The 23502-nt window shown below is 67.7% G+C and carries 25 protein-coding genes; 10 read left to right on the top strand and 15 right to left on the bottom strand.

Annotation, left to right across the window (positions count from 1 at the left end; all coding sequences use genetic code 11):
- The first annotated feature begins 420 nt into the window (after positions 1-420).
- From PQB87_RS04370 to PQB87_RS04350, 5 genes are all read left to right on the top strand, one after another.
- A complete protein-coding gene (locus tag PQB87_RS04370; RefSeq protein WP_021157144.1) occupies positions 421-1404 on the top strand; it encodes a LysR family transcriptional regulator in 984 nt (327 codons plus the stop codon).
- 30 nt (positions 1405-1434) lie between these two features.
- On the top strand, positions 1435-2433 hold the full coding sequence (locus PQB87_RS04365) for a 2-hydroxyacid dehydrogenase (RefSeq protein WP_060359557.1): 999 nt from the start codon (positions 1435-1437) through the stop codon (positions 2431-2433).
- 179 nt (positions 2434-2612) lie between these two features.
- Positions 2613-3383 carry a 5,6-dimethylbenzimidazole synthase gene (gene bluB, locus PQB87_RS04360; protein WP_489242618.1) on the top strand — a complete coding sequence of 257 codons (771 nt, stop codon included), beginning with the start codon at positions 2613-2615 and terminating at the stop codon, positions 3381-3383.
- Positions 3384-3621: 238 nt separating this feature from the next.
- A complete protein-coding gene (locus PQB87_RS04355; RefSeq protein ID WP_489242617.1) occupies positions 3622-4791 on the top strand; it encodes an MFS transporter in 1170 nt (389 codons plus the stop codon).
- Positions 4792-4894: 103 nt separating this feature from the next.
- The gene (locus PQB87_RS04350; protein WP_059685101.1) at positions 4895-6055 is read left to right on the top strand and encodes an MFS transporter; all 1161 of its coding nucleotides are present in this window, start codon (positions 4895-4897) and stop codon (positions 6053-6055) included.
- A gap of 210 nt (positions 6056-6265) precedes the next feature.
- Here PQB87_RS04350 and fahA read toward each other — a convergent pair whose 3' ends face one another.
- Genes fahA through PQB87_RS04325 form a run of 5 tightly spaced genes read right to left on the bottom strand, consistent with a single transcriptional unit; the run spans position 6266 to position 12186 of the window.
- Positions 6266-7570, bottom strand: a complete 1305-nt coding sequence (gene fahA, locus PQB87_RS04345; RefSeq protein WP_489242616.1) for a fumarylacetoacetase — start codon at positions 7568-7570, stop codon at positions 6266-6268.
- Positions 7567-8901 (bottom strand): homogentisate 1,2-dioxygenase, encoded by a 1335-nt coding sequence (hmgA, locus tag PQB87_RS04340; RefSeq protein WP_048026668.1) that lies wholly within the window; start codon positions 8899-8901, stop codon positions 7567-7569. Before hmgA ends, fahA begins: the two co-directional genes overlap by 4 nt.
- A 15-nt stretch (positions 8902-8916) precedes the next feature.
- Positions 8917-10278 carry an MFS transporter gene (locus PQB87_RS04335; RefSeq protein WP_059685105.1) on the bottom strand — a complete coding sequence of 454 codons (1362 nt, stop codon included), beginning with the start codon at positions 10276-10278 and terminating at the stop codon, positions 8917-8919.
- Positions 10275-10505 (bottom strand): DUF2783 domain-containing protein, encoded by a 231-nt coding sequence (locus PQB87_RS04330; RefSeq protein WP_021157152.1) that lies wholly within the window; start codon positions 10503-10505, stop codon positions 10275-10277. Before PQB87_RS04330 ends, PQB87_RS04335 begins: the two co-directional genes overlap by 4 nt.
- A 28-nt stretch (positions 10506-10533) precedes the next feature.
- A complete protein-coding gene (locus PQB87_RS04325; protein WP_489242615.1) occupies positions 10534-12186 on the bottom strand; it encodes an FAD-dependent oxidoreductase in 1653 nt (550 codons plus the stop codon).
- Between the two features lie 373 nt (positions 12187-12559).
- Here PQB87_RS04325 and PQB87_RS04320 point away from each other — a divergent pair, with 373 nt between their 5' ends.
- Positions 12560-13363, top strand: coding sequence for an EAL domain-containing protein (locus tag PQB87_RS04320; protein ID WP_021157154.1), 804 nt, complete (start codon positions 12560-12562; stop codon positions 13361-13363).
- 147 nt (positions 13364-13510) lie between these two features.
- On the opposite strand, the gene PQB87_RS04315 is transcribed toward PQB87_RS04320, so the two are convergent.
- Together PQB87_RS04315 and PQB87_RS04310 are read right to left on the bottom strand one after the other, a co-directional pair.
- A complete protein-coding gene (locus tag PQB87_RS04315; RefSeq protein ID WP_027788255.1) occupies positions 13511-13921 on the bottom strand; it encodes a GFA family protein in 411 nt (136 codons plus the stop codon).
- A 149-nt stretch (positions 13922-14070) separates the two neighbouring features.
- Positions 14071-14862 (bottom strand): IclR family transcriptional regulator, encoded by a 792-nt coding sequence (locus PQB87_RS04310; protein ID WP_027788256.1) that lies wholly within the window; start codon positions 14860-14862, stop codon positions 14071-14073.
- Positions 14863-14989: 127 nt separating this feature from the next.
- Between PQB87_RS04310 and PQB87_RS04305 the strand changes: the two genes are divergently transcribed.
- Positions 14990-16177 (top strand): acyl-CoA dehydrogenase, encoded by a 1188-nt coding sequence (locus tag PQB87_RS04305; RefSeq protein WP_489242613.1) that lies wholly within the window; start codon positions 14990-14992, stop codon positions 16175-16177.
- A gap of 150 nt (positions 16178-16327) precedes the next feature.
- Here the strand turns inward: PQB87_RS04305 and PQB87_RS04300 are convergent, their stop codons facing one another.
- On the bottom strand, positions 16328-16966 hold the full coding sequence (locus PQB87_RS04300) for a peroxiredoxin (RefSeq protein WP_059497291.1): 639 nt from the start codon (positions 16964-16966) through the stop codon (positions 16328-16330).
- 318 nt (positions 16967-17284) lie between these two features.
- Here PQB87_RS04300 and PQB87_RS04295 point away from each other — a divergent pair, with 318 nt between their 5' ends.
- From PQB87_RS04295 to PQB87_RS04285, 3 genes are all read left to right on the top strand, one after another.
- A complete protein-coding gene (locus PQB87_RS04295) occupies positions 17285-17587 on the top strand; it encodes an ElaB/YgaM/YqjD family protein (RefSeq protein WP_006494044.1) in 303 nt (100 codons plus the stop codon).
- A 122-nt stretch (positions 17588-17709) separates the two neighbouring features.
- A complete protein-coding gene (locus PQB87_RS04290) occupies positions 17710-18099 on the top strand; it encodes a phage holin family protein (protein WP_021157159.1) in 390 nt (129 codons plus the stop codon).
- 43 nt (positions 18100-18142) lie between these two features.
- The gene (locus PQB87_RS04285) at positions 18143-18586 is read left to right on the top strand and encodes a DUF3318 domain-containing protein (RefSeq protein WP_021157160.1); all 444 of its coding nucleotides are present in this window, start codon (positions 18143-18145) and stop codon (positions 18584-18586) included.
- Between the two features lie 54 nt (positions 18587-18640).
- Here PQB87_RS04285 and PQB87_RS04280 read toward each other — a convergent pair whose 3' ends face one another.
- From PQB87_RS04280 to glyA, 7 genes are all read right to left on the bottom strand, one after another.
- Entirely contained in the window at positions 18641-19033 is a 393-nt protein-coding gene (locus PQB87_RS04280) for a type IV pilin protein (protein ID WP_489242612.1), read from the bottom strand.
- Between the two features lie 50 nt (positions 19034-19083).
- The gene (locus PQB87_RS04275) at positions 19084-19608 is read right to left on the bottom strand and encodes a hypothetical protein (RefSeq protein WP_489242611.1); all 525 of its coding nucleotides are present in this window, start codon (positions 19606-19608) and stop codon (positions 19084-19086) included.
- 140 nt (positions 19609-19748) lie between these two features.
- Positions 19749-20582 (bottom strand): PilW family protein, encoded by an 834-nt coding sequence (locus tag PQB87_RS04270; RefSeq protein ID WP_489242610.1) that lies wholly within the window; start codon positions 20580-20582, stop codon positions 19749-19751.
- Complete coding sequence (locus PQB87_RS04265) at positions 20572-20976, bottom strand: hypothetical protein (protein ID WP_111942311.1); 405 nt, start codon at positions 20974-20976, stop codon at positions 20572-20574. Before PQB87_RS04265 ends, PQB87_RS04270 begins: the two co-directional genes overlap by 11 nt.
- A 5-nt stretch (positions 20977-20981) precedes the next feature.
- A complete protein-coding gene (locus PQB87_RS04260; protein ID WP_051392154.1) occupies positions 20982-21545 on the bottom strand; it encodes a GspH/FimT family pseudopilin in 564 nt (187 codons plus the stop codon).
- Positions 21546-21698: 153 nt separating this feature from the next.
- Positions 21699-22178 carry a transcriptional regulator NrdR gene (gene nrdR / locus PQB87_RS04255; protein ID WP_006476792.1) on the bottom strand — a complete coding sequence of 160 codons (480 nt, stop codon included), beginning with the start codon at positions 22176-22178 and terminating at the stop codon, positions 21699-21701.
- Positions 22179-22184: 6 nt separating this feature from the next.
- Positions 22185-23432 (bottom strand): serine hydroxymethyltransferase, encoded by a 1248-nt coding sequence (glyA, locus tag PQB87_RS04250; protein ID WP_021157166.1) that lies wholly within the window; start codon positions 23430-23432, stop codon positions 22185-22187.
- Positions 23433-23502 lie beyond the last annotated feature (70 nt).

Raw genomic sequence — 23502 nt, 5'->3', positions numbered from 1 at the left:
TTCACGGAATCCGGCACGCAAAATCGACGTGCAGCCCCAAAAAACATCTATTACTTCTGCATGTATTGGGGTACGCTTCCCTTCAATACCGGAACAAGCGCGCCAGAATTGCCGACAACCCATTGATTAACATAGGAAATACTCGAACCACCGCGCTTATTCTAATACCCTGCCGCCTTTGAACGGCAGGCATCGATACAGCACCGTGTTTAACGCGTTACTCCCTATTTCGATTTTCCGCAACCCGCCCCTTTTCTCAGGTTGACGGATATCGCTTCTGTATTGAACAATCGTCTGCGGAATCGAAAAAAACGATTTTTCGATACGAAGGAAAACTGGGTGCCGCGCGATACGCTTTCGAGGTTGCGCGGCGAAAAGCGTCAACCATAATCAATCAACCGGGCCAGAAATACGCAAGCCATGAACCAGATTCAGACCATGCGTGTATTCGTCTGCGTCGCCGAGCAGCAGAGCTTTCGGCGCGCGGCGCACCATCTCGGCGTGTCCAATGCACTCGTCACGCGTTCGATCGCGATGCTCGAGGGCCACCTGAACACACGGCTGATCCACCGCACCACGCGCAACCTGTCGCTTACCGAGGCCGGCGTGCGCTACCTCGACGGGTGCCGTGCGCTGCTCGAGGAATTCGACCACCTCGAATCGTCCGTCGCGCATGCCGTGCGCGAACCGGCCGGCACGCTGCGCGTCGTCGCGTCGGGCCTGCTGTCGCCGCTCGCACTGACGCCGCTCGTCAGCAGCTTCCGGCACCGCTACCCCGAGTTGCGCGTGCAGCTGACCGTCTCCGAGGGGCCGCTCGACGTGCTCGATTCGGGTTACGACGTCGGCATCGTCACGGGCAACCGGCTCGACGGCAACCCGACGCTGATCGGCCACGCGCTCGCGCCGAACCCGTTCGTCGCGTGCGCGGCACCGGCCTATCTCGAGCGACGCGGCGAACCGCGCTTGCCCGACGACCTGCCGGGCCACGACTGGGTCACGCTCGCATCGCACCAGCATGCGCCCGCGTGGCAACTGGTCGGCCACGACGGTATCGCGCATTCCGTCACGGTGCGCCCGACCTGCACGGTCAACCAGCTCGCGCTCGTCCAGGCGGCCGCCGTGGCCGGCGCCGGCATCGCGGTGCTGCCCGAGCCGTGCGTCGCCGGCGCGCTCGCGAGCGGCACGCTCGTGCGGCTGATGGCCGGCTACCGGATCGACGATCCCGACACGCAACTGTCGCTCGTCTACCCGAACCGCCAGTACGTGCCGGCCCGCACGCGCAGCTTCGTCGAGCACGCGCTCGACCACTTCAGTGCGCAGCCGGCCCGCGAACGAACCGACTACGGCTTCCTGCGGCCGCCGCGCGGGCCCGACCGCTCCGACATCGTCACGGGCCTGCAGTAAACTGCGCGCGTCAGCCTTCGGAGGTGCAGCGTGCGCGTGATCCTGTTCAGCAGCCGGCAGTACGACGACGATTCGTTCGCTGCCGCCAACCGGCAGTTCGGCTATCGGCTGCACTTCCAGCCGTCGCACCTCGACGCGGAAACCGCGATCCTCGCGCACGGCTATGAGGTCGTCTGCCCGTTCGTCAACGACACCGTCGACGCGGCCGTGCTCGAACGGCTGGCCGACGGCGGCACGCGCCTGATCGCGCTGCGCTCGGCGGGCTTCAACCATGTCGACCTGGCCGCCGCCGAGCGGCTCGGCATCACGGTCGTGCGCGTGCCCGCCTATTCGCCGCACGCGGTGGCCGAGCACGCGGTCGCGCTGATCCTCGCGCTCAACCGCCGCCTGCCGCGCGCGGTCGCGCGCACCCGCGAAGGCGACTTCTCGCTGAACGGCCTGCTCGGCTTCGACTTGCACGGCAAGACCGTGGGCGTGATCGGTACCGGCATCATCGGCAGCGTGTTCGCGAAGATCATGATGGGCTTCGGGATGCATGTGCTCGCGCATTCGGTGCCGCCGTACAACGACGAACTGATCGCGTTCGGCGCGCGTTATGTCGAGCTCGACGAGCTGCTGCACCACGCCGACATCGTCAGCCTGCACTGCCCGCTGCTGCCGTCGACGCACCACCTGATCAACGAGCGGACGCTCGCGCGGATGAAGCATGGCGCGATGCTGATCAACACCGGGCGCGGCGGCCTCGTCGATGCGCAGGCGCTGGTCGATGCGCTCAAGAGCGGCCAGCTCGGCCATCTCGGGCTCGACGTGTACGAAGAGGAAAGCGGGCTCTTCTTCGAGGATCACTCCGACCTGCCGCTGCAGGACGACGTGCTCGCCCGGCTGCTGACGTTCCCCAACGTGATCGTCACGTCCCACCAGGCGTTCTTCACGCGCGAAGCGCTGGCCGAGATCGCGCACACGACGCTGCTGAACATCGAGGCGTGGCATGCGGGCACGCCGCGGAACGTCGTGACCGCGAATCGCTGACAAACCGACGAAAACGGCTCATTTGACGGTTGCCGGCGCCACCGCAATCGTTTGCTTGTGGCCATCGCCGCAAACGACGCGCGTTTCATCAACAATTTCGCGCTTTGTTTCGACTGATGTAACGATTCCGGTGCGCCGTCTGCTATCGTTGCGCCGACGTTATCCCGCCCCTCCCGCTCATGCGTTTCGACGATTCCGACATCGCCGCCGTCTACCGCGCCATTTTCGAACGGCGCGACATGCGCCACTTCACGCCGGCGCCCGTCGATCCCGCCGTGCTCGCGCGCCTGCTGCGCGCGGCGCATCACGCGCCGAGCGTCGGCTTCATGCAGCCGTGGCGCTTCATCCGCATCAGCGATCCCGCGCTGCGCACCGCGATCCACGCACTGGTCGAGGCCGAGCGCCGCGCGACCGCCGACGCACTCGGCGAGCGCCAGGACGAATTCATGCGACTGAAAGTCGAAGGCGTGCGCGAATGCGGCGAGCTGCTGGTCGTCGCGCTCGCCGACGGCCGCGAGCGTCACGTGTTCGGCCGCCGCACGCTGCCGGAGATGGATCTCGCGTCCGCCGCGTGCGCGATCCAGAACATGTGGCTCGCGGCCCGCGCCGAAGGGCTCGGGATGGGCTGGGTCTCGCTGTTCGACGTCGACGCGCTGCGCGCGCTGCTGCGCATGCCCGACGGCGCGAAGCCGATCGCCGTGCTGTGCGTCGGGCACGTCGACGCGTTCTATGCGAAGCCGATGCTCGAGCAGGAGCGTTGGGCCGCACGGATGCCGATCGAAGCGTGCCTGTTCGAAAACGGCTGGGACGATCCGGCCCCGATCGATGCCGCCGGCACGCCTTCGTCGCGCGCGGACACGACAGCAGGCACCGGCACGGCCCCCGGCTCGGCAAGCAGCCCGGGCGCGTCGACCACGAGCGTCGACGGCTCCCCCGAACGCATCGCCTGACGAGCACGCGGTCGCCGGCATCGTGCCGGCACCGGCACATTCACCGCGGCAAGCCCCATTGAATCCCACACTGTGAGCTTCACGCGCGCAGCCTCGTCGCACGCCGGCAACATCCGTTTTGGCCCCGAGCATAGGGGTTTTCACTGAAGTAGAATCGCGACTGTCGTTCGCCTTCCCGCCCGCCCGTCCCGCGCATCCTGCGCCAGCCCGAGCGGCGGCTTTTCCCGAGCCCACCGCGATGCCCTTACCTCTTTTCGCCCTCGCCGTCGCCGCATTTGGAATCGGTACCACCGAATTCGTGATCATGGGGCTGCTGCCCAACGTCGCGCGCGATCTCGGCGTGTCGATCCCGGCCGCCGGGATGCTCGTGTCGGGTTACGCGCTCGGCGTGACGATCGGTGCGCCGATCCTCGCGATCGTCACCGCGAAGATGCCGCGCAAGCGCGCGCTGATGGGCCTGATCGGATTGTTCATCGCGGGCAACCTGTTCTGCGCGATCGCACCGGGCTACGCGGTGCTGATGGCCGCGCGCGTCGTCACCGCGTTCTGCCACGGCGCGTTCTTCGGGATCGGCTCGGTGGTCGCGAGCAACCTCGTCGCGCCGAACCGCCGCGCACAGGCGATCGCCCTGATGTTCACCGGCCTCACGCTCGCGAACGTGCTCGGCGTGCCGCTCGGCACCGCGCTCGGCCAGGCATTCGGCTGGCGCGCGACGTTCTGGGCCGTCACCGGCATCGGCATCGCCGCGGCCGCCGCGCTCGCCGTCTGCCTGCCGAAGCACCTCGCGATGCCCGACACCAGCATCACGCGCGAATTCAGCGTGCTGAAGCACCCGCAGGTGCTGATGGTGCTCGGCATCAGCGTGCTCGCGTCGGCAAGCCTGTTCAGCGTGTTCACCTACATCACGCCGATCCTCGAGGACGTGACGGGCTTCTCCCCGCGCCAGGTCACCTACGTGCTGCTGCTGTTCGGCCTCGGGCTGACGGTGGGCGGCACGCTCGGCGGCAAGCTCGCCGACTGGCGCCGGATGCCGTCGCTGATCGCGACGCTCGCGCTGATCGGCGTGGTCCTCGCGCTGTTCGCGGGCACGATGCACCTGCCGTTCGCCGCGCTCGCGACGATCTTCGTGTGGGGCATCCTCGCGTTCGCGATCGTGCCGCCGCTGCAGATCCTGATCGTCGACCGCGCAAGCGATGCGCCGAACCTCGCATCGACGCTGAACCAGGGCGCATTCAACCTCGGCAACGCGACGGGTGCGTGGCTCGGCGGGATGGCGATCGGCTCGGGCGTGTCGCTCGTGAGCCTGCCGTGGGTCGGCGTCGCGATGGCCTTCGCCGCGCTGGCGCTCACGCTGTGGTCGGCGTCGCTCGAACGCCGCCCGGTGACCGTGCCGACCGAATACGTGTAACGCCGCCCCGCGCGCATTCGTTGCGCGCGCAACGCCAGCAACACCATCCGAACCTGATGGCCTTCATGGACCTTTCAAGGTCCGCGGTGTAGCATCCCGGCCGATGAAAGCCATTCTTAATCGCGATTTCCTCGCGCTGATCCTGAGCGTCGCGGTCGTCGGCCTCGGCACCGGCGCCACGCTGCCGCTCACCGCACTCGCACTGACCGAGGCCGGGCACGGCACCAACGTCGTCGGCATGCTGACCGCCGCGCAGGCCCTCGGCGGCCTCGCGATCGTCCCGTTCGTCACCGCGCTCGCACGCCACATCGGCTCGCGCCGCGCGATCGTCGTATCGGTCGTGCTGCTCGCGGCAGCCACGGCGCTGATGCAGTTCACGTCGAACCTGATCCTGTGGGGCACGCTGCGCGTGCTGTGCGGCGCCGCGCTGATGCTGCTGTTCACGATCGGCGAGGCGTGGGTCAACCAGCTCGCCGACGATTCGACGCGCGGCCGCGTCGTCGCGATCTATGCGACCAATTTCACGCTGTTCCAGATGGCGGGGCCCGTGCTCGTGAGCCAGATCGCCGGTGCGACGAGCATCCGCTTCGCGCTGTGCGGCGCGCTGTTCCTGCTCGCGCTGCCGACGCTCGCGACGATCCGGCGCGCGCCGCTCGCCGGCGACGACGCGCATCACGAAGCGCACGGCCGCTGGCTCGACGTGCTGCCGCGCATGCCCGCGCTGATCATCGGCACCGGGTTCTTCGCCCTGTTCGATACGCTCGCGCTGTCGCTGCTGCCGCTCTACGCGATGGATCACGGCGTCGCGAGCGCCACGGCCGTGCTGCTCGCGTCGATCATGCTGTTCGGCGATACCGCGATGCAGTTCCCGATCGGCTGGCTCGCGGACAAGCTCGGCCGCGAACGCGTGCACCTCGGTGCGGGCTGGATCGTGCTGGCCGGCCTGCCGCTGCTGCCGCTCGTCATCGCGAACCCGTGGCTGTGCTGGCCGCTGCTGTTCGTGCTCGGCGCGGCGGCCGGCAGCATCTACACGCTGTCGCTCGTCGCGTGCGGCGAACGCTTCCGCGGCGCGGCGCTCGTCACCGCGAGTTCGCTCGTGTCGGCGTCGTGGAGCGCCGCGAGCTTCGGCGGCCCGCTGGTCGCCGGCGCGTTGATGGAGCAACTGGGCAGCAACGCGCTGGTCGGCGTGCTGGTCGTCTGTGTCGCCGCGTTCGTCGCGGCCGCGCTGTGGGAGCGCCGCGCCGCGTTGCAGCGCGCGGTCTGATACCGGCGATGTCGATGTCGATGTCGATGTCGATGTCGATGTCGATGTCGATGTCGCAAACGCAAACGCAAACGCAAACATTGACGCTCATACTCGGCGCCCCACACGGACGCACACGCGCCGCCCCCGGCCTGCCAAACGAAAACGGCCCGCGCAATGCGGGCCGCCCTGTCCTTCCGGACGATCTGTTGCGTGTCGCGCCGAGCCCCGTCACGCGCTCCGCGCGGGCAGGATCTTGCCGGCACACGTGCCGAAGCCGACGCGATAGCCGTCGCCCTGGCACCATCCGGCGAGCGTGAGCTCGTCGCCGTCCTCGATGAACGCGCGACTGCCGCCGCCGTTCAGCGCAACCGGCTCCTTGCCGTTCCACGTCAGTTCGAGCAGGCTGCCGAACGAATCCTTCGTCGGCCCGCTGATCGTGCCCGAACCCATCAGGTCGCCCACGCGCGTGTTGCAGCCGGCCACCGTGTGATGCGCGAGCTGCTGCGCCATCGTCCAGTACATGTGCCTGAAATTCGTGCGGCAGATCGACGTCGCCTCCGCCGCCCCTTCCGCGCGCAGCGTCACTTCGAGCGCGATGTCGAACGCATGCTTGCCCGCGTGCTGCAGATATGCGAGCGGCTGCGGCGACTGCTCGGGCTGCGCGACGCGGAACGGTTCGAGCGCATCGAGCGTGACGATCCACGGCGAGATCGTCGTCGCGAACGTCTTCGCGTTGAACGGGCCGAGCGGCACGTATTCCCACTGCTGGATGTCGCGCGCGCTCCAGTCGTTCAGCAGCACCATCCCGAAGATATGTGCTTCCGCGTCCTCGCACGCGATCGGCTCGCCGAGCGCATTGCCGCGGCCGACGATGAAGCCCGTCTCCAGTTCGATGTCGAGCTTGCGGCATGCGCCGAACACCGGACGCTCCTGGTCGGGCAGCTTCAGTTGCCCGTTCGGGCGCCGCACCGGCGTGCCGCTCACGACCACCGACGACGCACGGCCGTTGTAGCCGATCGGCATCTCCGACCAGTTCGGCAGCAGCGCGTTCTTCGGATCGCGGAACATCGACCCGACATTGGTCGCATGCTCCTTCGACGAATAGAAATCGGTGTAGCCGGGAATCTCGACCGGCAGATGCAGCGTCGCGTCGCGCTGCGCGACGAGCACCTGCGCGCGCAGCGCCGCATCGTCACGCAGCCGCGGGTTGTCGCGCGAGAACAGGTCCGACAGCTGCACGCGCACGCTGCGCCATGCGTCGCGGCCGAGCGCGATGAACGGATTGAGCGTCGGCGCGACGAACACGTCGGCGCCGGCCGGCAGCGTCACGAGGCCCGCGCGTGCGAGCGCGGCGAGATCGACGATCCGGTCGCCGAGCGCGACGCCCGCGCGGCGCGCCGTCTGCTTCGCATCGCTGAAGATCCCGAACGGCAGGTTCTGGATCGGGAAATCGCAGGCGGGATCGTTCGCCGTCTCGACCCAGCTCTTGCGGGCCGGGTCGAGCGTCGCGCGCCAGTCTTGGGTATCGCTCATCGTTGCTCCGGGTTGAAGTGTTTCCTGATGCCTTGCCAGCATTCGAAGTAGTCGGCCTGCAGCTGTGCGGTGTCGAGCGCGTAGCGCGTCGGCCGGATCAGCGTGCGGGTCTCGAACATGAACGCCATCGTCGCGTCGACCTTGTGCGGCTTGCTCGTATCGCTCGCGGACGCCTTCTCGAACGTGTCCGCGTCGGGCCCGTGCCCCGACATGCAGTTGTGCAGGCTCGCGCCGCCCGGCACGAAGCCTTCGGCCTTCGCGTCGTACGCGCCGTGCACGAGCCCCATGAACTCGCTCGCGACGTTGCGGTGGAACCAGGGCGGGCGGAACGTATCCTCGGCCGCGAGCCAGCGCGGCGGGAAGATCACGAAGTCGATCGTGTCGACGCCCGGCGTGTCGCTCTGCGACTGCAGCACCAGGAAGATCGACGGATCGGGATGGTCGTAGCTGATCGAGCCGATCGTGTTGAACAGGCGCAGGTCGTATTTGTACGGCGCGTAGTTGCCGTGCCATGCAACGACGTCGAGCGGCGAATGACCGATGTCCGCGCGCCACAGCCGGCCGTTCAGCTTCGCGATCAGCTCGAACGCGCCTTCGCGGTCTTCGTAAGCGGCCTGCGGCGTCAGGAAGTCGCGCGGGTTCGCGAGACCGTTCGAGCCGATCGGGCCGAGGTCCGGCAAACGCAGCAGCGCGCCGAAGTTTTCGCAGATGTAGCCGCGCGCATCGCCGTCCGGCAGGGCGACGGAGAAACGCACGCCGCGCGGGATCACCGCGATCTCGAACGGCTCGACGTCGAGCCGGCCGAATTCCGTCGCGATGAACAGGCGCCCCTGCTGCGGCACGATCAGCAGTTCGCCGTCGGCGCTGTAGAAAAAGCGGTCCTGCATCGAGCGGTTCGCCGCGTACAGGTGGATCGCGCAACCGTTCATCGCGGCGGCCGACCCGTTGCCGGCCATCGTCACCAGCCCTTCGACGAAATCGGTCGGCTCGACCGGCATCGGCAGCGGGTCCCAGCGCAGCTGGTTCGGCGGCGTCGGCGGCACGTCGGCCGAGTCGCCGAATTCCGACACGAGCCGCTGCGGGCCCGCGTACGGCTCGAACGGCCGATGCACGGCCGCCGGGCGGATGCGGTACAGCCACGAGCGGCGGTTGTGGCCACGCGGCGCGGTAAACGCGGTGCCCGACAGTTGCTCCGCATACAGCCCGTACGGCGCGCGCTGCGGCGAGTTGCGGCCGTGCGGCAGCGCGCCGGGCAGTGCCTCGGTCGCGAATTCGTTCGCGAAACCGCTCAGGTAGCCGGCATTTGCCGGTTTCGACAGGTCAAGCGTCATCGTTTCCTTTCTCCCTCAATTCGTGGCGGCGGTCGGCGCCTGCACGCCGTTGCGCCGCGTTACGCCCGCAAGCCCGAGGACGAACAGCGCCGAGCACAGCACGGGCACCGCGGCCGCGTGGAACAGCGCGCCGTTCGACCAGTTGAGCGCAATCAGTTGCCCGCCGACGAGCGGCCCGAGCACCGAGCCGATCCGGCCGATGCCGAGGCTCCAGCCGATGCCCGTCGAGCGCAGCGACGTCGGGTAATACTGGCCCGCGAGCGCGTTCACGGCCGGCTGCCCGCCGACCACGCAGAACCCGCCCGCGAACACGACCGCCAGCAGCCACGGCAGCGCATGCGCGACCGAGCCGATCAGCCCGACCGACACCGCGGCGCATGCAAAGCAGGCGAACAGCACGCGCACGAAGCCGTAGCGTTCGATGAACCAGCCGAGCGACAGCGTGCCGATCACGCCGCCCGTCTGCAGCACCGTGCCGACGATCACGGCCGTACCCGGCGAATAACCGGCATCGCGCATCACCGTCGGCAGCCAGTTCGACAGGAAATACAGGTCGATCAGGTTCATGAAGCTGATCGCCCACAGCAGCAGCGTGACCGGCAGGCGGCCATGGCTGAACAGCTCGGCGACCGGCGCGCCGGTCGCGGCCCGCTCGCGCACGACGAGCCGCGTGTTCGCATCGATGCCGGCCTGCGGCGCGAAACCCGCGAGCCAGTCGCGCGCCTGCGCGACGCGCCCTTTCAGCACCAGAAACTGCAGCGATTCGGGCAGCCGCGCGACCATCGCGATCGTGAGCACGAGCGGCACCGCGCCGCCGACGAAGAACACCGAGCGCCAGCCGAGCGCCGGAATCAGCGCGGCGCTGATGAAGCCGCCGAGCGCCGCGCCGAGCGTGAAGCCGCACGATACGATCATCATCCGCTTCACGCGATGCGCGGCCGGGCTGAACTCGCCGACCAGCGCCATCGCGTTCGGCATGATGCAGCCGAGGCCGAGGCCCGTGACGAAGCGCAGCGCCATCAGCACCGGGATCGAACCCGCGAACGGCGTCGCGAGCATCGTCACCGCGAAGAACAGCGTCGAGCCGATCAGCACCGGGCGCCGCCCGATCCGGTCGGCCAGCACCGACAGCCCGAGCGCGCCGAGCAGCATCCCGAACAGGCTCGCGCTGAACACCGGCCCGAGCGCCTGCTTCGGCACGCCCCATTCGGCAATCACGCTCGGGGCGACGTAGCCCATCGCCTGCGCATCGAACCCGTCGATCACGAGGCACAGCCCGCACAGCACGAGCAGCATCCAGTGAAAACCCGGGCGATGGGTTTCGTCGATCACGTGCTCGACTTCGAGCACGCGCGCGTCGGCCGGCGCCGCGCTCATTGCGCGACCTCGGCGGCCGGATGCACGGGCGGCGTCACGCCCTGGCGCGCGAGCGCCATCGCTTCGCGCAGCACGTCGGCGTCGCCGATCTGGTTCGCGAGCAGCAGGATCAGCTTCGCGTTGACGAGCTGGCTGTCGGCGTCGGACAGGTCGCGATGCATGTCGATCAGCGCTTCGTAGAACGCGTCCGGGTCAGCCAGGCGCGGGCGGGTGTCGAGTGAGGGCATGACGGAGTCTCCGGTGTCTTTATCGTATTCAGCGTGCGCAGGTCGCGCGCGCCAGTGCGTCGGCAAGCGCCTGGCGCTCGAGCGTGCGCATGCGGGCGCAGACATGCTGGTCGGGGCGCAGCAGGTAGAACGTGCCGGGCTTCGCGTCGTAGCGTTGCGCGGCGAAACCGTCGACGTCCTCCACGACGTCGACACCCGCGACCGGCTGCGCGTGCCCGGCCGGCACCACGAGCACGGGCCGCACCGGCAGCGCGAGGCCGTCGAGCGCCTGCGCGAGCGCGCCCGCATCGCCCGGCAGCCCGAACAGCACGCCGGTGAAGCCGCTGCCCAGATGCTGCAGCAGCCAGCCCGACGCGCCCTGCGCACGCACCGGCGCATCGGCTGCCGCCGCGCCCGGGCGCATCGCACCCGCGAATGCGTCGCCATTGCGGTCCGGCGTGTTCAGCGGCGAATCGGCCAGCACCGACGGCACCGACAGGCGGCCGCTGTTCACGAGCTTGCGCGCGAACTCGCAGTCGCGCGCGAGCTTCAGCGTCGCGTCGCGGAATACGCGCGACACCGGGCTTTTCGGCGTGATGAAGTCCGTCGAGCGCGTCGAGTTGCGGATGTTCTCGTCGGCCGCGAACTCGCGCTCGCTCGCATACGTATCGAGCAGGCTGTCGGCCGAACGCCCGTCGAGCACGAGCTTCAGCTTCCAGGCGAGGTTGTCGGCGTCCTGCACGCCGCTGTTCGCGCCGCGCGCGCCGAACGGCGACACGCCGTGCGCGGAGTCGCCCGCGAACAGCACGCGGCCGTGACGGAACGTATCCATCCGCTGGCAGCGGAACGTATAGACGCTCACCCATTCGAGCTCGAACTCGACGTCCGGCCCGAGCAGCGCGCGCACGCGCGGGATCACGCGCTCCGGCTGCTTCTCGGCGACCGGATCGGCATCCCAGCCGAGCTGGAAGTCGATGCGCCACACGTTGTCGGGCTGGCGATGCAGCAGCACCGACTGATTGGGGTGGAACGGCGGGTCGAACCAGAACCAGCGCTCGGTCGGAAACTCCGCCTTCATCCTCACGTCGGCGATCAGGAAGCGGTCCTTGAACGTGCGGCCGTGGCTTTCGAGGCCCATCATCGTGCGCATCGGGCTGCGCGAGCCGTCCGCCGCGATCACGTACTGCGCGCGCAGCGTCGCGAGGCCGTCCGGCGTCTCGATCGTCAGCACCGCGTGTTCGGCCGCCTGCTCGATGCCCGTCACCTTGTGCTTCCAGCGGATATCGATGTTCGGCAGCTCGAACGCGCGATCGGCCAGATAACCTTCGACGTAGTACTGCTGCAGGTTGATGAACGCGGGGCGCGCATGCCCTTCCTCGGGCAGCAGGTCGAATGCGTACAGCTGCTCGTCCTGCAGGAACACCTTGCCGACGTGCCAGCTGACACCCTTGTCGACGAAGCGCTCGCCGCAGCCGAGCCGGTCGAAGATCTCGAGCGTGCGCTTCGCGAAACAGATCGCGCGCGAGCCGGTGGACAGCGTGTCGTCGTCGTCGAGCAGCACGACGGGCACGCCCTGCTGCGCGAGGTCGATCGCCGCCGCGAGGCCCACCGGGCCCGCGCCGACGACGATCACCGGGTGAACGGTTGCGTCCTGCGCACGCGGACGGTATTCGAACTTCAGCGTCTGGTAATCGATGCTCATGGTCGCCGTCCGCCCCTCAACCCTGCCGGGCGCGCGCCGGCTCGCCGGTCATCCCGCCCGTCGCCTGCCGGCGCGCCGCGCCGCCGTCCCGCGTGCAATTCCTGTCAACCGCCACGTCTCGCTCCTTGCTTCCTGTTGATTCGCGAACGGCGCCGTTTCGCGGCGCCCGCCTGCCGCATTTCTTGATCGGCGACAAATTCTGGATTTACGAATAGTAAAACCAATTACGAATAGTGAAATTAACGTAAACCCTAGGCGAAGGCTCGAAGACGGGATAACCATATAAGTGAAACGCCGAGCCGAGCTTGGCCGGCGCTGCTAATATCAAGCTACGAGGCGGCCCGTTCGGCCGCCGTTTTTCCTTCTTACGCCGATGATTCCGCCCACCATTCCCGAGCTGGTCGCCCGTGCCGGGCAACTGCCGTATCTGCGGGATCACCTCGCGCTCGCCGATGGCGGCACCGCAAGCGCGAACCTGCCCGAGCGCACGCTCGGGAGCGCCTACGAACCGATCTACGACGTGACGATGCCGGGCGCACCGCAATCGACGTCGTTCGCCGACGCCATCGAGCGCTATGGCGACGAACTCGGCTTCCAGGCCGTGACGGTCGTCACGGGCGCGCCGCACGATCCGGTCGACTCGGCCGTCGACGACCAGACGCTCGTGGCGATCGACCGCCTGTCGCGCGCGCTGCACGCGATCAATTTCTTCGGCGCCCAGCGCCACGGGCTGTTGTTCCTGCGCGTGCACGAACGCCTGCTGAAGAGCGTGAAGTACGACCACGGCAAGCATTTCTCGTCGGTGCTGCAGCGCTTCGGGCTGCCGCCCGAGCGGATCGTGATCGAGCTGCCGGCGGTCGCGGTCGCGCACAAGACCTTCCTCGGCTACCTGACACGCAGCTACCAGCATCACGGCTTCAAGGTGGCGGACAAGCTGCCCGACCCGGGCCGCATCCTCGCGGTCGAATCGGACATGGCGCGCCCCGACTACATCAAGATGGATGCGGGCATCGCGTTGCGCGACGGGATGGTCAAGGCGCTCGTCGCGTATGCGCAGCGCGTGCGGATTCCGCTGATCTTCGACGGCGTCGTCGACGAAACGCAGTGCGAGCTGCTGCGCCAGCACGACGTGCGGTTCATGCAGGGGCCCGTGTTCGCGAAGGTCGTGACGGCCTGAACGGATAGGCGGTAGCCGGCGCACGCGGGGAGCGGCGCGCCGGATGCGCGGCGAGGGTGTGGCGCCGCTTGAAGAAGGACGAAGCGATCGGGTGGCCTGGCGTGACCCGCGGCTCGACGCCTGCCCGTCAGTGCAGACGGTTACCGCTTACGCGCTTCCACCATCGTCGTACTTGGGCAGATCGTCGTCGATCTCGATGCCCGGGAAACGATCCCCATACCAGACGTGCCACGCCGGACGTAGCCGCGACGGCTCATCGAGCGTGGCGTAATTGATCTCGACCGTTTTCGGCGCGTCGATCAGCCGGTATTCGAGCTGCGCGCCGCAACGGCCGCAGAAGCGCCGCTCGCCCCACGCGCTCGACGCGTAGACGGTCGGTTCGCCCTGCAGGTATTCGAACGCGTCGATCGGCACCGATGCCGATGCGACGACCGCCGCACCGGTCGTGCGCTGGCAGAGCCGGCAGTGGCAGAAGCCGGCGTCGGTCGGGACCTGGGCGATACGGTAACGGATCGCGCCGCACGCGCATCCGCCTTCCATGGATTCCGGGTGAGACATCGCAGACCTCGTCGTCGGGAAGCTGGCGAACGATGATGAGCGCGGTTCGAGCGCGGCACAAGAGCCGGCGGCAGCCGCCGCCCGGCGTCACCATCACCATCACCGACGACGACGCGGTTGCGGTGCGAGGGCAACGGGCGCCGCGTTTCTCAGGCCGTCTGCCCGAGCCGCTGCGCGAGCGCCTTCAGCTTCGGCCCGACCTGCGTGCGAAACACCTCCTCGTCCATCGACGATGCGGGGCCGCTGCAGCTCAGGATCAGCCAGCGCCCCTCGCGCGGCTCGCGAAACGGCACGGCCGCCGCGTTGACGTCCATGTGCCACGCCCGGAACGAATAACAGCAACCGCCCGCCGAGAACTCGGCCACCGCGTGCTGCGCGGCGGCGACGAGCGCATCGGCGTCGGCCGCGCCGCCGGCCGCGCGGTGCAGCTCCGCATAGAGCGCGCGGCGCACGTCCTCCGGCTGTACGGCCAGGTACGCGCGCCCCATCGAGCTCGTCAGCATCGACAGCCGCGAACCGGGCGCGAGCCCGAGCGTCAGCGCGGTCTCGCTGCGGATCGTCTCCAGATAGATCATGTCGAGCCCGTCGCGGCAGCCGAGCGACACGGCCGCGCCGATGTCGCGCGCGAGCGCCTGCATGTGCGGCCGCGCGAGGTCGAGCGTCCCCGAGCCGGACAGCAGCGCGTAGCCGAGCGACAGCACGCCGGCGTCGAGCGCATACTTTCCGAGCGTCTCGTCGTAGCGCAGGTAGCCGAGCACGGTCAGCGTATAGGCGAGCCGGTTCACCGTCGCTTTCGGCAGCCCCGTGCGCTCCGCGAAGTCGCGGTTGCCGAGCATCGTCTCGCCGGGCCGGAATGCGCGCAGCAGGTCGAGCCCGCGCGCGAGCGCGACGACGAACTTGCGCTCGTCGATCGTGGTTTCGTCGATGGTTGAAAGTGTCATCTGGTGCTACACTGGGTTCGATTTGCAAAACATTGTTCCGCACAGCGGAACGCGAGTCAAGCGAACTTTTGGCATGGGGCCAGAGTAAGCGCTGAAGCGCCAACTCTGCCCGACAGGAGATGAGACGATGAGTGCTGCAACTTTTCATTGGGACGATCCGCTGCTGCTCGACCAGCAACTGACCGAAGAAGAGCGGATGGTGCGCGACGCGGCGCAGGCGTATGCGCAGGACAAGCTCGCCCCGCGCGTCACCGAGGCGTTCCGCCACGAGCGCACCGACGCCGAAATCTTCCGCGAGATGGGCGAAGTCGGCCTGCTCGGCCCGACGATTCCCGAGGAATACGGCGGCCCCGGCCTCAATTACGTGAGCTACGGACTGATCGCACGCGAAGTCGAACGCGTCGATTCGGGCTACCGGTCGATGATGTCCGTCCAGTCGTCGCTCGTGATGGTGCCGATTTACGAATTCGGCTCCGACGCGCAGAAGCAGAAATACCTGCCGAAACTCGCGACCGGTGAATGGATCGGCTGCTTCGGGCTGACCGAGCCGAACCATGGCTCCGACCCGGGCAGCATGGTCACCCGCGCGAAGAAGGTGCCCGGCGGCTACTCGCTGTCCGGCGCGAAGATGTGGATCACGAACTCGCCGATCGCCGACGTGTTCGTCGTGTGGGCGAAGCTCGAGGAGAACGGCAAGGACACGATCCGTGGTTTCATCCTCGAGAAGGGCTGGAAGGGCCTGTCGGCGCCCGCGATCCACGGCAAGGTCGGGCTGCGCGCATCGATCACCGGCGAGATCGTCCTCGACGAGGTGTTCGTACCGGAAGAGAACCTGATGCCGAACGTGAGCGGCCTGCGCGGCCCGTTCACGTGCCTGAACTCGGCCCGCTACGGGATCGCCTGGGGCGCGCTGGGCGCCGCCGAATCGTGCTGGCACACCGCGCGCCAGTACGTGCTCGACCGCCAGCAGTTCGGCCGGCCGCTCGCCGCGAACCAGCTGATCCAGAAGAAGCTCGCGGACATGCAGACCGAAATCACGCTCGGCCTGCAAGGCGTGCTGCGCCTCGGCCGGATGAAGGACGAAGGCACGGCGGCCGTCGAAATCACGTCGATCATGAAGCGCAACTCCTGCGGCAAGGCGCTCGACATCGCCCGGCTCGCGCGCGACATGCTCGGCGGCAACGGCATCTCCGACGAATTCGGCGTCGCGCGCCACCTCGTGAACCTCGAAGTGGTCAACACGTACGAAGGCACGCACGACATCCACGCGCTGATCCTCGGCCGCGCGCAGACGGGCATCCAGGCGTTCTTCTGACCGGCCGGATGCGGCGCGCCCGGCAGCCATGCCGCGCCGCGCACGCATAAACGACACGGCCCGCCCGGCATCACTGCCGGGCGGGCCGTTTTTCATCGGGTCCGCGCTCCGGGCCGGCGGCCCGGTATCGCGCTCACGTGCCGCCGATGCTTACTTGTTCGGCTGCGGCGTGAGGCGCAGATACGGACGCACTGCGTTGAAGCCCTTCGGGAAGCGCTTCTTCAGCTCTTCCGGATCCTGCAGCGACGGCACGATCACGACGTCGTCGCCATCCTTCCAGTTGCCGGGCGTCGCGACCTTGTAGTTGTCGGTCAGTTGCAGCGAGTCGATCACGCGCAGCACTTCGTCGAAGTTGCGCCCCGTGCTGGCCGGATACGTGATGATGAGCCGCACCTTCTTGTTCGGGTCGATCACGAACAGCGAACGCACCGTCAGCGTTTCGTTCGCGTTCGGGTGGATCATGTCGTACAGCTGCGAAACCTTGCGGTCCGCATCGGCGATGATCGGGAAGCCGACGACCGTCGACTGCGTTTCGTTGATGTCGTTGATCCAGCCCTTGTGCGATTCGACACCGTCGACCGACAGCGCGATCACCTTCACGTTGCGCTTCTCGAATTCGCCCTTCAGCTTCGAGGTCAGCCCGAGTTCGGTCGTGCATACCGGCGTGTAGTCGGCCGGATGGGAGAACAGGACGCCCCAGCCGTCACCCAGCCACTCGTGAAACTTGATCGGGCCCAGGCTCGATTCCTGCTCGAAATCCGGTGCGATGTCGCCAAGACGCAGACTCATGATGTTCCCTCCTCGAACGATGCTGGTTGAAACCGCGCCCGGGTCGGCGCGGGAAAGTGTGTCAGCTTACGGGAAGCAATGGGGCATGCGAACGATTATTCCGTTTGATATTCATACTTTTTTGTCATTTTTGCCCGGTGTCGGTGCAGCGCGGGCAGCCCTGCGGGAAACTTTTCACCCCGTTTGCCGCTCTGTTGATGATTACAAGTCGTTTACCATGCGGTCTTGCGCTGCCGTCGTGTTTCTTCCCGGCTCGCCAGCAGGCAGGCGTTTCGCTACGATGTGAACCTGCAGCATGACAGCATGAAGGGAGTTGCAATGTCGGAAATCAACAAGGAGAAACTGATGTCGGATATCAAAACCGTTCTCTCGGACGCCGAAGACCTGCTCAAGCAAGCTGCGAGCAGCACGGGCGACCGTGCGGCCGAGCTGCGCGAGAAAGCCATGTCGCGCCTGAAGCAGGCCAAGGAAAAGGCAGCCGACGTCCAGGTCGTCGTGGTCGAGAAAGGCAAGAAGGCCGCCCGCGCGACCGACGATTACGTGCACGAGCATCCGTGGACGTCGATCGGCGTCGCCGCCGGCGTCGGCGTGCTGATCGGCCTGCTGATCAACCGCAAGTAACGCGCCCTGCGCGTTCCGTCCCGCGGGCCGCTTCACGCGGCCTGCGGGCGTCGAAGCCAGCCGGCGGTTTCCGCCGGCCGGCTTTGTCCTAGCTGCACACTGCACGCGCACGCACCTCACCCATGACGACAGACACCACCTCGCAGCCGTCCGGCCAAGGACCGCTGCGCCGCCTCGTCGGCTCCGCGATCGGGCTTTTGCAAACGCGCCTCGAACTGGTGGGCATCGAGCTTGCCGAGGAGAAGGAGCGCCTGATGGGCGTGCTGTTCCTCGGGCTCGCCGCGATGATGCTCGCGACGATGGCACTCATCAGCCTGACCGTACTCGTCGCGATCGCGTTCTGGGATACCTACCGCTGGCAGTCGCTCGCGGCGATCACCGCGCTCTATGCCGCAGGCGGGATCGCGTGCGCACTGAAAGCCCGTTCGGGCCTGCGCGACGCGCCGACCGTATTCGAGGCGACGCTCGCCGAACTCGAGAAAGACCGCGAACTGTTCCGCGGCAAGCCGTGAACGCAGTCGCGCTCACCCCTCCCACCTACTTCGCCGACGCGCCATGAGCCAGAACGTCACGGGCAATTCCCCCCGCTCCCATTCGTCGCGATCGAACTGGAGCGCGTCGCAGCATCGCGCGCTCCGCAAGGAACTGTTGATCCTGCGATCCGAAGTCGAGCGGCTCGAACTCGCGGAAGCCGCCGGCGAAATGCGCCAGGCCGTCACGCGCTTCAGCTGGCTCAAGGTGTTCATCCCCGGCCTGTCCAGCAACAAGTTCGGCCAGTCCGCCAGGAACCTCAACGCGAGCCTCGGCCAGCTCGTCAACCAGTATCCGATGCTGAGTTCGCTCGCATCGCTCGTGCTCGCCAAACCCGTTCGCTCGCTGCTGCGCGCGAGCGCGGGGCCCGCGCTGAAGTGGGGCACCCTCGGTTTCGCTGCATGGGAGGTCTACCGGATCTGGAAGGCGTCACGCGACGAGCGCGGGCTCGACGCGCACGACGACTGATCGTCGGCATCCTGCGCGCACGGCCATCCGCCGTGGCACGCCTTTCGTTCGAACTCAACGCACACCCCAGCACGCGGCGTCCTGTCCGTCGACGGCATCACTTCGGACATTGCCTTTCGCCCCGTCCGAGCGCAACGTGAACGCGCCGCATGCATCGCCGTGCATCGGGCCGGTGTCGAGCGGGATGGCTTCCAGCTCATAGCTCACGGCCGAATCGTCGCCGTCCGGCCGCCGGAGCGCCAAACGATAGACCGCGCGCCCGTCCGGCGGCGCTTGCGCGAGTGCCGTGGGCAATGCCGAAGGCGGTACGCCCTCGAGTGCTTCGAGATATTGGGCCGCCCGGTACAGCGCGGCGACTGCCGATGCGCGATGAGCGCGCGCCACATGCTCGCGATACGACGGGATGCCCCATCCGGCCAGCACCGCGACGATCGCGAGCACGATCATCAGCTCGATCAGCGTGAATCCCGCCGAGCGGTACGTTGACGGGCAACCGCTCATCGAAGCACCGTCGCGACGTGACGCCAGCGCAAGGCGACGATGTGCCCGTCGCGGATCGCGACCTGATGCTGCAGCCAGACGACGCTCGATGCATGCGCACCGACACCGCGCGCGGTGACCACGTACGCACGGGCGTCGGCCGGCCCGGCCCCGCCCCACGCTTCGATCATGCATCGCGGCGGTTGCACGACCGCCGGCCATCCTGCGACCGGCGCGAACGCTTCGGCCGCCGCCAGCGCCGGCGCGCGCCGCCACGCGTCGGGCTCCGCGTGCGACTCTCCTTCGCTTACGTAGGACGCCGAGCCCCGGCGCAATCGCGCGGTGCACGCAGCAAGCGCGGCATCGGCCGCGTGAAATGCGACCAGCCGATCGGACAACGCGCGCGTGCGGCGCGATTCCGTCAGTGCAGCCTCGAACCACGTGCCTGTCAACGCCGCAACCGCCGCGCCGACCGCGATCACCGCGGGCAATGCAAGGCCCGCTTCGCGACGCCGATCGCGGCTGGTTGGCCGCAAGCGCATGTGCAACACTCGCCGTCTCGACGCCAGGGCCTCCGCACCCGCAGCCCGCCGCAGGTCTTCGCCACTTGTCGCGACACGCTCGTGCGTGTTGCCTGCCGCGCCGCATCCCGACCGCTGCGGCGCGTACCGCCCCGCTCCGCTCATCGCAGCACCTCGCGTTCATCCGTTGCATCGCGCGGCGTATCGTCGAATGCGCCCGCGGCATTCCTCAACGCGACGATGCGATCGAGCGTCATGCGCGCGCGGCCGTCTTGTGCAACGACGGTGCGGCCATCGCAGTCGACGTGCCGCGCCGGCTCGCCCGACGGTTCGCCGCGCGCCCGCACGCAGACATGCACGGCCACGACCTCGTGCCAGTCGTCGACGCCCATGGCATCGGCATCGACGAACTGCGTGCCGCCGCGACGAAGATAGCGCACCCGCAACTGATCGATTCCCGACACGACCGGCTGTGGCGTGCCCGGACGGCCGTTTCCTTCGCAGTACAGTTCGGGCTCGCCCGTCGACGGACTAACGTGCACATCGAAGCGGTTCTCCACCGGCGCACGTTCGCCGGCCCCGCCAATACCCTGCCCGAGGCAATCCGACACCTGGCCGCTAACGGTGGGCCACGTCGACACGGCGTCGCCGACATACCGGACCAGCAGCGCGTCCGATACAGCGCGCACGGGCTCGCACCGCACTTGCGCGCCACTTCCCCTCACACGCGCCATCGAACAGCCGAACACCGGCGGCAACGACGACACGCCCCCTGCATCGAGCGGCCGGAATCCTGCCATCTGGATCTGCTGGCCGATCAGCATCAGTGCGGTGCCGGCCGCATCGCGCATCCGGAACCCATCGTCCGCACGCCGCTGGGCGATGCGCTGCGCGTGGAGCAGCGCACCGGCCGCCGCGAGCACGAGCAGACCGACGGTCATCGCAATCAATACTTCAAGCAGCGTATGCGCACGCATGCGGCGATCAGCGTTCATCGGCGTCAGTCTCCCGATACGGAATCCGGACGCAAGGCGGCGGCTGCGCCGGCCTGCCCGTCGCATCGCATCGCGGCCCGGTAGCCGCATGACCGCCGCGCCAGCCGACAACCGCGTAGCTGACGCCACCCGGCCCATCGCCACGCATCATCGCGCCGCCGGGCAGCGACGCCGCGGCCCGCGCCGCGAGGCCATCGTCAGCCTGCGCGGCCACGTGCAAGCGCTCGATACGCGCATCAGCTAGCCACAGCGCGCGTTCACGCCAGATCGTCGCGCGCTGCGCACGCGCCATCGCAAGCTGGCTGCCCGCCACGGCCAGCATTACGGCCGCGAGGAGCGCGACGGCCAGCATCGCTTCGAGCAGCGACGTGCCGCGCATTGCGTTGCGCATCATGACACTCACGCCGCGTCGCAGCGGCCGGCGACAACCCGCGCCCGCCCACCTGCCGCGATCCGCACGCAACGCGACGCACGTGTGGCGTCAGCTCCCGATATGTCGCGTCGTGGACTCAATTCGAAGCGCCGGATACCACCGATTGCCTGACCGACCGGCGGCGCAAACGCGAGATCGTGCGCCGCACCCGCGACGGCCACTTCGACATCGCGCGGATAGCGCCTCAGCACGCGTGACTGCCCGTCGACCTGCCCGCTGACGATCCAGTCGCACGACCATTCGGCCGGATCGCACCGCTCACCCGCACGCAAACAGGTGCCGCCGCTCCCGGCCCTGCACAGCGTGACGCGCACGCCGAGGCGCATCGCCTCGGTACGTGCAAACGACAGCGCGCCGAGCAACGCGCGCGAGCGTGCATCCACACGTTCACGCATGCGCCACTGATCGAACGCGGGCGCCGCATGGAGCGCGAGCCCGGCCGCCAGCGAGAGGGCGACCATCAGCTCGACGAGCGTGAACCCGCCCGAGCGGCGCAACACATTATTCAGGGGTAAAGCGTGCAGTCCCATCGCAGCCGTCCTTCGCCAAGGTGATGCGACGACTGTAGCGACGCGTGCGGACGCGCGCCATTTGCCGAACGGCCGACTGGCGGCATGCGGTCGCGACCGACACAATCGGCGCGAACTGATCCAACGGAGAAGACGATGAACGGACGCAGCGCGTCAGCGCTTACGCGGAGTCTTGGCGGGAGAGGCGCGACGGAACTCTTCGATCACGTCGGCAAATTCGGAAACGTCCTCGAACCGGCGATACACCGATGCGAAGCGGACATAAGCGATCGTATCGAGGCCACGCAACTCGTTCATCACGAGTTCGCCGAGCTTCTCGCTACGCACTTCGCGCTCGCCTGTCGCGAGCAGTTGATACTCGATGCGGGCGACCGCCGCGTCGATCGCGTCGGCAGCAACCGGCCGCTTGCGCAGCGCGAGTTGCATGCTGGCAACGATCTTGCGACGGTCGAATTCCGTGCGGCTGCCGTCCTTCTTCACGACGAACGGCAGGGACAGCTCGACCCGCTCGTACGTCGTGAAGCGCTTGTCGCAAGCCGAGCAGCGACGGCGCCGCCGGATCGCGGCGCCATCTTCGGACACGCGCGAGTCCACGACCTGCGTGTCGTCATGCCGGCAGAACGGGCAGCGCATCGTCGATCAGCGATAGACCGGGAAACGCTTGGTCAGCTCGGCGACCTGCGCGCGCACGCGCTCGATCGTCGCTGCATCTTCCGGGTTGTCCAGCACGTCAGCGATCAGGTTGCCCACCTGTTCCGCTTCTGCCGGACCGAACCCGCGCGTCGTCATCGCCGGCGAGCCCAGGCGCACGCCGCTCGTCACGAACGGCTTTTCCGGATCGTTCGGGATCGCGTTCTTGTTCACCGTGATGTGCGCGGCGCCGAGCGCGGCTTCCGCTGCCTTGCCGGTAATGTTCTTCGCGCGCAGGTCGACCAGCATCACGTGGCTTTCCGTGCGGCCCGACACGATCCGCAGCCCGCGCTTCACCAGCGTTTCGGCCAGCACACGTGCGTTCTCGACCACCTTCTCCTGGTACGCCTTGAATTCCGGCGACAGGGCTTCCTTGAACGCCACCGCCTTGCCCGCGATCACGTGCATCAGCGGGCCGCCCTGGATCCCCGGGAAGATCGCCGAATTGATCGGCTTCTCGTACTCCGCCTTCATCAGGATCACGCCGCCGCGCGGGCCGCGCAGGCTCTTGTGCGTCGTCGTCGTCACGAAGTCCGCGTGCGGCACCGGGTTCGGGTACACGCCTGCCGCGATCAGGCCGGCGTAGTGCGCCATATCGACCATCAGGTACGCACCGACCGACTTCGCGATCTTCGCCAGACGCTCGAAATCGATCTTCAGCGAGAACGCCGACGCGCCCGCGACGATCAGCTTCGGCTTGTGTTCCTGCGCAAGCTTCTCGGCCGCTTCGTAATCGATGTCTTCATTCTCGTTCAGGCCGTAGCTCACCACGTTGAACCACTTGCCCGACATGTTCACCGGCGAACCGTGCGTCAGGTGGCCGCCGTGCGCGAGGCTCATGCCCATGATCGTGTCGCCCGGCTTGAGCATCGCGAAGAACACGCCCTGGTTCGCCTGCGAACCCGAGTTCGGCTGCACGTTCGCCGCTTCCGCGCCGAACAGCTGCTTCACGCGATCGATCGCCAGTTGCTCGACCACGTCCACGTATTCGCAGCCGCCGTAGTAGCGCTTGCCCGGATAACCTTCCGCGTACTTGTTCGTGAGCTGCGAACCCTGCGCGGCCATCACCGCCGGGCTCGTGTAGTTTTCCGACGCGATCAGCTCGATGTGATCTTCCTGGCGGCGGTTTTCCTGCTCGATCGCAGCAAAGATTTCGGGATCGACGTTCGCAATGGTGCTTTGGGCTCTGTCAAACATACGGTTTCCGTTAAGTGTGTACAGGTTGACCGAAGTGGCCGAGTACGGTGCGCTGCTGGCGGGACCAGCT

The organism is Burkholderia sp. KL41 (genome assembly GCF_057005415.2).
This window is presented reverse-complemented; position numbering and strand designations above follow the sequence as displayed.

Bases quoted from the DNA above. Each gene is read 5' to 3' on its own strand.
- PQB87_RS04260 (WP_051392154.1), bottom strand. From the start codon at position 21,545: ATGGGACTGCACGCTTTACCCCTGAATAATGTGTTGCGCCGCTCGGGC.
- PQB87_RS04275 (WP_489242611.1), bottom strand. From the start codon at position 19,608: ATGCGCTTGCGGCCAACCAGCCGCGATCGGCGTCGCGAAGCGGGCCTT.
- PQB87_RS04335 (WP_059685105.1), bottom strand. From the start codon at position 10,278: ATGAGCGCGGCGCCGGCCGACGCGCGCGTGCTCGAAGTCGAGCACGTG.
- PQB87_RS04355 (WP_489242617.1), top strand. From the start codon at position 3,622: ATGCCCTTACCTCTTTTCGCCCTCGCCGTCGCCGCATTTGGAATCGGT.
- PQB87_RS04295 (WP_006494044.1), top strand. From the start codon at position 17,285: ATGTCGGAAATCAACAAGGAGAAACTGATGTCGGATATCAAAACCGTT.
- PQB87_RS04315 (WP_027788255.1), bottom strand. From the start codon at position 13,921: ATGTCTCACCCGGAATCCATGGAAGGCGGATGCGCGTGCGGCGCGATC.
- PQB87_RS04310 (WP_027788256.1), bottom strand. From the start codon at position 14,862: ATGACACTTTCAACCATCGACGAAACCACGATCGACGAGCGCAAGTTC.
- PQB87_RS04370 (WP_021157144.1), top strand. From the start codon at position 421: ATGAACCAGATTCAGACCATGCGTGTATTCGTCTGCGTCGCCGAGCAG.
- nrdR (WP_006476792.1), bottom strand. From the start codon at position 22,178: ATGCGCTGCCCGTTCTGCCGGCATGACGACACGCAGGTCGTGGACTCG.
- fahA (WP_489242616.1), bottom strand. From the start codon at position 7,570: ATGAGCGATACCCAAGACTGGCGCGCGACGCTCGACCCGGCCCGCAAG.
- PQB87_RS04305 (WP_489242613.1), top strand. From the start codon at position 14,990: ATGAGTGCTGCAACTTTTCATTGGGACGATCCGCTGCTGCTCGACCAG.
- PQB87_RS04265 (WP_111942311.1), bottom strand. From the start codon at position 20,976: ATGATGCGCAACGCAATGCGCGGCACGTCGCTGCTCGAAGCGATGCTG.
- PQB87_RS04300 (WP_059497291.1), bottom strand. From the start codon at position 16,966: ATGAGTCTGCGTCTTGGCGACATCGCACCGGATTTCGAGCAGGAATCG.
- PQB87_RS04325 (WP_489242615.1), bottom strand. From the start codon at position 12,186: ATGAGCATCGATTACCAGACGCTGAAGTTCGAATACCGTCCGCGTGCG.
- hmgA (WP_048026668.1), bottom strand. From the start codon at position 8,901: ATGACGCTTGACCTGTCGAAACCGGCAAATGCCGGCTACCTGAGCGGT.
- PQB87_RS04290 (WP_021157159.1), top strand. From the start codon at position 17,710: ATGACGACAGACACCACCTCGCAGCCGTCCGGCCAAGGACCGCTGCGC.
- PQB87_RS04320 (WP_021157154.1), top strand. From the start codon at position 12,560: ATGATTCCGCCCACCATTCCCGAGCTGGTCGCCCGTGCCGGGCAACTG.
- bluB (WP_489242618.1), top strand. From the start codon at position 2,613: ATGCGTTTCGACGATTCCGACATCGCCGCCGTCTACCGCGCCATTTTC.
- PQB87_RS04285 (WP_021157160.1), top strand. From the start codon at position 18,143: ATGAGCCAGAACGTCACGGGCAATTCCCCCCGCTCCCATTCGTCGCGA.
- PQB87_RS04280 (WP_489242612.1), bottom strand. From the start codon at position 19,033: ATGATCGTGCTCGCGATCGTCGCGGTGCTGGCCGGATGGGGCATCCCG.
- PQB87_RS04350 (WP_059685101.1), top strand. From the start codon at position 4,895: ATGAAAGCCATTCTTAATCGCGATTTCCTCGCGCTGATCCTGAGCGTC.
- glyA (WP_021157166.1), bottom strand. From the start codon at position 23,432: ATGTTTGACAGAGCCCAAAGCACCATTGCGAACGTCGATCCCGAAATC.
- PQB87_RS04270 (WP_489242610.1), bottom strand. From the start codon at position 20,582: ATGAACGCTGATCGCCGCATGCGTGCGCATACGCTGCTTGAAGTATTG.
- PQB87_RS04330 (WP_021157152.1), bottom strand. From the start codon at position 10,505: ATGCCCTCACTCGACACCCGCCCGCGCCTGGCTGACCCGGACGCGTTC.